Here is a 6,554-nt window from a genome sequence, read left to right on the forward strand (position 1 = left end):
CCGCCGTAGTCGAGCACCGCAGGTTGCCCGAAGCGAAGCGTAGGGACCCAGACTGCGGGTCGCCTTTTCTTTGGTGACTTTCTTTTGGCGAAGCAAAAGAAAGTTACTTGCTGCCGGGCAACCCCCGGCCAGCAGAACTTAGAAGAGAGGAAGCGCGCCCGCCGGCGCAAGACCCGGCCCCCCACCCTCAGCCAAGGCTGGAATGAATCATCTCCCTAACCCGCGGATAAATCTGCTGATTCCACTTCCGCCCACTGAACACCCCATAGTGCCCAACCCCCGTCTGCACATGATGCGTCTTCATGTAAGGCCGTATCCCGGTGCAAAGGTCCTGCGCCGCAACGGTCTGCCCGACTGAGCAGATGTCGTCCCGTTCGCCTTCGACCGTCATCAGCGCGGTGCGGCGTATGGCGGCGGGTTTCACGAGGCGGCCGCGGTAGCTGAGCTTGCCCAGCGGCAGGTCGTAGGTCTGGAACACCTTCTCGACCGTCTCGAGATAGAACTCGGCGGGCAGGTCGTTGACGGCCAGGTACTCGTCGTAGAACACGCGGATGATGTTGGCCTTTTCCAAGTCGCCGTCCAGCAGGTGCTGGTACATGTCCTGGAATGATTTTTTGTGGCGCTCCAGGTTCATGCTGAGAAATGCGCTGAGCTGCACAAAGCCCGGGTACACGCGCCGCATATAACCGGTGTGCGGGAGCGGCACATGGCTGATCAGGTTTTTCTCGAACCACTCGATCGGCTTGCTGGTGGCCAGCGTGTTGACGCCCGTCGGGTTCACGCGGCAGTCCACCGGGCCGGCCATCAGGGTCAGGCTGCGCGGCTGGGCCGGGTCGTCGTCTTCGGCCATGACGGCCGTCGCCGCCAGCGCCGCCACGCAGGGCTGGCATACCGCCACCACATGCGTGCCCGGGCCTATGGCCTGGGTGAAACGGATCATGTGGTCTATGTAGTCGTCGAGCGCGAAGGCGCCGTGGCGCAAGGCCACGTCGCGCGCGTTGTGCCAGTCGGTGATGTAGACGTCGTGGTCCTGCAGCAGGGTGCGCACGGTCTCGCGCAGCAGCGTGGCGAAGTGGCCCGACAGCGGGGCCACCAGCAGCACCGGCGGCTGGAAAGGCAGATCGGCCGGCGTTTCCTTTTTGAAGCGCAGCAGGGTGCCAAAGGGCATGGACAGCACAGCCTCTTCCGTGACCGCGAATTCGCGCTCGCCCACTTTTACCGAGCTGATGCCGTAGGCCGGGCGTGAATGCGTCAGGCGCAGGCGTGAAAACACCTCCATGGACGCCGAGAACTTGCGCAGCAGGCTGCCCTCGGTTTTGCCCAGCCAGAGCGCCGCGCTGCCGCCTTGGGCCAGCAGGCGAAGCGGCGACATCAGGTCGGACTGGAGTTGGTAGGCCTGGTAAAGCATGGGAGTCCTGGCTCTTGAATCGGGTTTGTGGCCCGGATGGGGTGAACGCAGGCAAGTTACGGGCCAATCGTCACCGGCTGCCCGCGCGCTGGCACAAGCCTTGCGGAGGGTTGGTCACCCCCGGGCAGTGGGGACCAACTTTGCGGTTCAAGGAGCAATCTCATGGCCAAGGCAGTCCTGACGATCAGCAGCAAAAACTACGGTGCCTGGGCACTGCGCGGCTGGCTGCTGGCGAAGTTTGCCGGGCTGGAATTCACCGAAAAAGTGATCTCCCCCGACGATCCGGCCATGAAGGCCGAAATGCTGCTGCTGTCGTCCAGCATGCTGGTGCCCTCGCTGCAGCATAACGGCGTGAAGGTCTGGGACACGCTGGCGATTGCCGAATACCTCAATGAAATCAAGCCCAAAGCGCAGCTGTTGCCGGCGGACGTCAAGGTGCGGGCACATTGCCGCGCGGTTTGCGGCGAAATGCATTCGGGCTTTGCCTCGCTGCGCGCCGCGCTGCCCATGAACCTCAAGGCCCATTTCCCGAACTTCAAGGTCTGGTCGCGTGCGCAGGCCGACATCGACCGGGTGCTGGAGATCTGGAAAGAATGCCTGGCTTCCTATGGCGGACCTTATTTGTTCGGCAAGCAGCTGTCGGTGGCGGATGCCATGTATGCGCCTGTTGTTACTCGCTTCCTGACTTATGACGTGCCGCTGGACAAGGCTTGTATGGCTTATTGCAAGCGGGTTATGGAGTTGCCGGCTATGAAGGAGTGGGTGCTTGCGGCCAAGAAGGAGCCGGATGACATTGACGAACTTGACGCTGAGTTCTGAGCGAGCTGGCTTCTGAGTTTTTCGTTGCTCCAAGGCTGTTTTCTTTGCTGGGTTCTGCTGGCCGGGGGTTGCCCGGCGGCAAGTAACTTTCTTTTGCTTCGCCAAAAGAAAGTCACCAAAGAAAAGGCGACCCTGGTTGCTGCGTCCCTTCGCTTCGCTGCGGGCAACCTGCGGTGCTCGGTTCAGGCGGGGTCTCGCTAAACTCGCCTTCGGCTCAAACAACGCGATCCCTGATCCGCCTGAACCTCCGCTCCTCGGCGCATCCACAAGGGGCAATCGGGAACGGATTCGGGAACGGGTTCCGGGTGGTGGCGGTTGCCTACTCCCAGGGTGTGGGGGGAGGGATCTCGCAGACGGGGTCTACGTCGATTGATTTGAAATCCGCCGGCCCGACGATTTCCAGGTATTCCATGTCGGGGGAGTAGTCGAACAGGAAGTGTTTGATGCCCGGGCGCTGGTGCACCACGTCGCCGGCCTCGACCAGGGTTTCCTTGTCTTCGTACATAAAGCGCGCCCAGCCCTTGACCATGATCACGATCTGGAAGTCCGCCTCATGGCGGTGCCATCCCGTGCCTGTTTCTGGTGCCATGTTCGCCTTGACAAGGTGCGCGATCACCTTGCCGTTGGTCGCGTCGGCAATGCCGAGGTCACGGTACAGGAAGAAATCGCGCAAACCGCCGGAAACAAACTGCGTGTCACCGGGCTTGACGTGGGAAAACTTGGTTGCGGTGCGGTCCAGCATGGGGTGCTCCTGTTCCATCAAGACATCCAACTCAGGATTGGTGCGGTGCAGCAAGCAGGAAGTGTTCCAGAGCCTGTATCAGCCCCGCCCAAGGGACGATCCGTGGTCTGGGATAATCCCCTCCTATGAGCGGCAATACTTTAGGAACCCTATTCGCAGTCACCAATTTTGGTGAATCCCACGGCCCGGCCATTGGCTGCGTGATTGACGGCTGCCCGCCGGGCATGGATTTAAGTGAAGCCGACATCCAGGTTGAGCTGGACCGCCGCCGCCCGGGCACCAGCCGCCACGTAACGCAGCGCAACGAGCCTGATGCCGTCGAGATACTCTCCGGCGTTTACCAGGGCAAGACCACCGGCACGCCGATCTGCCTGCTGATCCGCAACACCGACCAGCGCAGCAAGGACTACAGCAACATCCTGGAGACCTTCCGCCCCGGCCATGCCGACTACAGCTACCTGCACAAATACGGCCTGCGCGACCCGCGCGGCGGCGGCCGCTCCTCGGCGCGGCTGACGGCGCCCACGGTGGCGGCTGGCGCCGTCGCCAAAAAATGGTTGTTTGAAAAGTACGGCACGGTGTTTCGCGGCTGCATGACGCAGGTGGGCGATGAAGTCATTCTGTTCGAATCGTGGGAGCACGTGCCGAACAACCCGTTCTTTGCGCCGGTGGCCGATGTGTCAAAGCTTGAAAACTATATGGACGCCTTGCGCAAGGCCGGCGACTCCTGCGGCGCGCGCATACGCGTCACGGCTTCCGGCGTGCCGGTCGGCCTGGGCGAGCCGCTGTATGACAAGCTGGACGCCGACATCGCCTTTGCCATGATGGGCATCAATGCGGTCAAGGGTGTGGAAATCGGCGCCGGTTTCGCCAGTGTCACGCAGCGCGGCACCACGCATGGCGATTCGCTGACGCCTGAAGGTTTCCTGTCGAACAATGCCGGCGGCGTGCTGGGCGGCATCAGCACCGGCCAGGACCTGGAAGTCTCGATCGCGATCAAGCCGACCAGTTCCATCATCACGCCGCGCCAGTCGATCGACACGGCCGGCAATCCGGCCGAAGTGGTGACCAAGGGTCGTCATGATCCCTGCGTGGGCATACGCGCCACGCCGATTGCCGAAGCGCTGCTCGCGCTGGTGGTGATGGAGCATGCGCTGCGCCAGCGGGCGCAGAACGCTGATGTCGTGGTGAATACACCCGACATCATGCGAAGCCGCAAATAAATCTACCGCTCTAGTCGCTCTCAAGGCTCAGGCGGCGCAGCCCGAAACGGGTTAAAGCCCGTGATCAGCGCGGTGGCCGACAGCACCAGGACGCAGCCGGGCAGCATGCTGGCCGTCACCGGCTCGCCGAGAAACAGCCCGCCCCAGGTCACGCCGAACAGAGGGATCATGAAGGCCGCCGACGTGGCGGCGCTGGCCGGGATCTCGCGCATCAGCCGCATGCTGATCCAGTACATAAAACCCGAGGTCAGCGTGCCCAGCACCGTCACGGCCGCCACGGCGCCCGGCGTCAGGACGGCCGAGGGCGCGGCGATCCCGCCGGGTATGAGCAGGATCAGGGCCGCGGCAATGTGCACCACCGCCGACGAGGGCAGGGGTGAATAGGCCATGGTGGCTCGCTTCATGAGGATGGCGCCGAAGCCGTAGCTGGCCGACGCGGCCACGCAGGCCAGCGCCGCCAGCACCACCCGGGGCGTGACGGCGACCGGTCCCAGCTGCACCAGCAGCGCAACGCCGGCAAAGCCGACCGCACAGCCAAGCAGGCGGATGCGGGTGAGTTTTTCCTCGCCCGCCAGCGCGGCGGCCATCACGCCGAAGAGCGGCGCGGTGGCATTGAGCACCGCCGAATAGCCGGAGGGAATGACCAGCGCGGCCCAGTTGTACAGCACAAAAGGAACCACCACCGACAGCATGCTCAGCAGCGCCAGCCGGGGCCACGCTTCGCGTGGCGGCCATCGGCCGCGCAGCCTGCTCATCAGCAGGCCCAGCACGATCGCGGCCAGGATGCAGCGGATGGCCGCCACCACCCACGGCCCCAGGGCGGGACTGGCGATACGCAGCAGGGGAAATGATGCGCCCCAGAGGGCGGACATCGCGATGAGCTGGAGGAAGTGTCGGGTTTGCATGAAACGCCGCGCGGGCGGCAACAAAAGCGGCGATGGGAAAGATAGCTGGCTTGATTGTGCAAGATTCGGCCTCAAGCTGCAGCGGCCGCAAGGCACGGCTGGGGTGAAGGCGCGAATCTTTCCTACACCGCGCCCGGCGCGAGCCGCTCCAAATGGAGGTTTTCACCCATCCACTTTCGCCCATCCACTTTCGAGGAAGCGCCATGCCCAAAACCACTCCCTCTTCACGGACGCCTTCCACGCGCCCATCAGCACGCGCGGAGCCCGTTACCGCCAAACAGCAAAAGATCCAGCGAGAACAGGACAGCAAGGACGAGGCCAAACGCGCCGAGCGCGAAGCCACCGCCGGCAAGCAGAAAAAAGCCGTGCAAGCCGGCCTGCAGGACTATCCCGAGCCGCCGCTGCCGAAGCAGCACCTGCGCAAGCCCGGCCTGGAAGCCGACATGGAACTCAAGCCGCAATTCATGGCACCGGGCTACAAAGGCAGCGGCAAGCTCGAGGGCCTGACCGCGCTGGTCACCGGCGCGGACTCCGGCATCGGCCGCGCCGTGGCCGTGTTGTTCGCGCGCGAAGGCGCAGACGTGGCCGTGGCCTACCTGAGTTCCGACCAGGACGCAAAAGAGACCCAGCGCTGCATCGAAGCCGAAGGCCGGCGCTGCGTGCTGATCGCGGGCGACGTCAAGGACGCGGCCTTCTGCCGCGAAGCCGTCAAAAAAACCGTGAAGTCCCTCGGCAAGCTCGACATCCTCGTCAACAACGCCGCCTTCCAGGAGCATGCGGAGTCGCTCGAAGACCTGACGGAAGAGCGCTTTGACGAAACCCTGCGTACCAATGTGTACGGTTACTTCCACATGGCCAAGGCCGCACTGCCGCACTTGAAGCAAGGTTCCTGCATCATCAACACCGGCTCGGTGACAGGGCTGGAGGGCAGCGCCAAACTGCTCGACTATTCAGCGACCAAGGGCGCCATCCACGCCTTCACCAAAGCGCTGGCCAGCAACCTGGTCGACAAAGGCATACGCGTCAACGCCGTGGCGCCCGGCCCGGTCTGGACACCGCTGAACCCGGCTGATTCACCGGCCGACATGGTCCAGAACTTCGGTAAGAAGACCGACATGCGGCGGCCCGCGCAACCTGAAGAGCTTTCTCCTGCTTATGTGTTCCTGGCATCGCCGGTGTGTTCGAGCTATATCACCGGGATTGTTTTGCCCGTTACTGGGAGTGTTGGGGTGGTTTGATCTTTTGCCCCTTCCGGGGCGGGGCCGGGTCTTGCTCCGGCGAGTGCGCTTCCTCTGTGCTCTCTTTTACGTTCTGCTGGCCGGGGGTAGCCCGGCGGCTACTCACTTTTCTTTTGCTTCGCCAAAAGAAAAGTAAGCAAAAGAAAAGGCGACCCTGGTTGCTGCGTCCCTTCGCTTCGCTACGGGCAACCTGCGGTGCTCGGTTCAGGCGGGGTCTCG

6 protein-coding genes are annotated in these 6,554 nt (G+C 63.2%); 3 read left to right on the forward strand and 3 right to left on the reverse strand.

Translation table 11 applies throughout. From position 1 onward, the window contains the following. Positions 1-187 precede the first annotated feature (187 nt). Complete coding sequence (locus AC1D1F_RS24555) at positions 188-1,408, reverse strand: polyhydroxyalkanoate depolymerase (RefSeq protein WP_477679125.1); 1,221 nt, start codon at positions 1,406-1,408, stop codon at positions 188-190. Between the two features lie 162 nt (positions 1,409-1,570). On the opposite strand from AC1D1F_RS24555, the gene AC1D1F_RS24560 reads away from it, so the two are divergent. Next, the gene (locus tag AC1D1F_RS24560) at positions 1,571-2,227 is read left to right on the forward strand and encodes a glutathione S-transferase (RefSeq protein ID WP_477679126.1); all 657 of its coding nucleotides are present in this window, start codon (positions 1,571-1,573) and stop codon (positions 2,225-2,227) included. Between the two features lie 319 nt (positions 2,228-2,546). On the opposite strand, the gene AC1D1F_RS24565 is transcribed toward AC1D1F_RS24560, so the two are convergent. After that, the gene (locus AC1D1F_RS24565) at positions 2,547-2,969 is read right to left on the reverse strand and encodes a cupin domain-containing protein (protein ID WP_477679284.1); all 423 of its coding nucleotides are present in this window, start codon (positions 2,967-2,969) and stop codon (positions 2,547-2,549) included. Positions 2,970-3,094: 125 nt separating this feature from the next. Between AC1D1F_RS24565 and aroC the strand changes: the two genes are divergently transcribed. Then, entirely contained in the window at positions 3,095-4,192 is a 1,098-nt protein-coding gene (aroC, locus tag AC1D1F_RS24570) for a chorismate synthase (RefSeq protein ID WP_477697467.1), read from the forward strand. A 20-nt stretch (positions 4,193-4,212) separates the two neighbouring features. Here the strand turns inward: aroC and AC1D1F_RS24575 are convergent, their stop codons facing one another. After that, on the reverse strand, positions 4,213-5,097 hold the full coding sequence (locus AC1D1F_RS24575) for a DMT family transporter (RefSeq protein WP_477679128.1): 885 nt from the start codon (positions 5,095-5,097) through the stop codon (positions 4,213-4,215). 203 nt (positions 5,098-5,300) lie between these two features. Between AC1D1F_RS24575 and AC1D1F_RS24580 the strand changes: the two genes are divergently transcribed. Further along, positions 5,301-6,335 (forward strand): SDR family oxidoreductase, encoded by a 1,035-nt coding sequence (locus tag AC1D1F_RS24580; protein WP_477679129.1) that lies wholly within the window; start codon positions 5,301-5,303, stop codon positions 6,333-6,335. Positions 6,336-6,554 lie beyond the last annotated feature (219 nt).

Source organism: Polaromonas sp. P1_H6, from assembly GCF_056405195.1.